This is a genomic window from Methylomonas sp. BG-2, from assembly GCF_057766305.1.
In genome coordinates this window covers 1-1,441 of sequence record NZ_JBYMAP010000465.1, presented here as the reverse complement: position 1 = coordinate 1,441, position 1,441 = coordinate 1, and the positions used below count along the sequence as shown (strand labels likewise).

Below are 1,441 nucleotides of genomic sequence, written 5' to 3'. Positions count from 1 at the left end.
TGGCGGGCAATGGCCAGTACCGCGTGCTGGTGAGTCAAGTCCAGCGCCGAAGTCGGCTCGTCCAGCAGCAAATAACGATGCAACGGACCTTGCGGTTCCCAGATTTGCGCCAGCACCCTGGCCAGTTGCACACGTTGGCGCTCGCCGCCGGACAAGGTGGTGTAAATGCGCGCGGCCAGTTCGGCGGTGTCGGTCAGGGCCAGCGCTTGTTCGGCAATCGCCCGATTTTGCGCCTGGGTATGGGTTTTTCGATAGGGACCGCGTCCCATCGACACCACGTCCAGTACCGAAAAGCGGAAGGCCAGCGCCGAGCTTTGCGGCAGCACCCCGCGCATTCGGGCGGCCTGGCGGGGAAGCCATGCCGCCAACGGCCGGCCGTTCATCAGCACCTGGCCGGCGAAAGGCATCAACTCGCCGCTCAACGCCCGTAGCAGCGTTGATTTGCCGGCGCCGTTGGGGCCGATCACCGCCAGCACCTCGCCCGGATTCAAGGTCAGGCTGACGCCATCCAACAAGGTGTTCGCGCCGATGCGCACCGTCAACGCTTGAGCGCTCAGCATCTCAATGCCCCAGGACTTTCCGCCGAAGCAGCAGCCAGACGAAAAAGGGGCTGCCCAACACGCCGGTGACGATGCCGATCGGGATTTCGGCGGGCGCGGCCAAGGCGCGGGCCAGATAATCCGCGCAGATCAGCAGCAGCGCGCCCAGCAAACCCGAGCCCGGCAGCAGCCAGCGGTGGTCCGGACCGAAGGCCAGTCGCAGCAAATGCGGCACCACTAAACCGACGAAGCCGATCACGCCGGTCAGTGCCACCCCGGTACCGACGCCCAGCGCCACCAGCGCGACGATGGCGGTCTTGATGCGTTCGACCGGAAAGCCCAGATGGCCGGCTTCCGCCTCGCCCAACAGTAGCGCGTTCAGCGCGTCGGCCAGCCAAGGCAGCACTAGCAGATTCGCCAGCAGGAACGGCGCGCCCAATGCCACGCTATCCCAACCGCCGCCGTTCAGGCTGCCCATGCTCCAAAAGGTCAACGTGCGCAATTGATCGTCGTCGGCCAGATACACCAGCAAACCGGTGGCCGAGCCGGCCAGCGCGTTGATGGCGATGCCGGCCAGCAACAGTGAGCCGATGTCCAGCCGGTCGCCGGCGTCGGCCAGCCGGTACACCAGCCAACTGACCGCGAAGCCGCCGGTAATCGCCGCCAACGGCAGCAAGTAATGGCCCAGCCAAGAGCCGAGCCCCGAAAACAGGCTGTGCTGCAGCACGATGACCGCCACCGCGGCCAAGGCCGCGCCGCTGGAAATGCCGATCAAGGCCGGATCGGCCAAGGGGTTGCGGAACAAACCCTGCATCGCCGCGCCGGAGATGGCCAGTGCGCCGCCGACCAGCAGCCCCAACACCAGGCGCGGCGCCCGAATCGCCAGCAATACGGCTTGTTGT

The 1,441-nt window shown here is 66.3% G+C and carries 2 protein-coding genes; both read right to left on the bottom strand.

What is annotated here, in order from left to right:
- Window positions 1-560, bottom strand: a 560-nt coding sequence (locus AC3B8H_RS21320) for an ATP-binding cassette domain-containing protein (RefSeq protein WP_488443510.1), incomplete at its 3' end; no start/stop codon positions are given.
- Window position 561: 1 nt separating this feature from the next.
- Window positions 562-1,441, bottom strand: an 880-nt coding sequence (locus AC3B8H_RS21315; RefSeq protein WP_488443509.1) for a FecCD family ABC transporter permease, incomplete at its 5' end; no start/stop codon positions are given.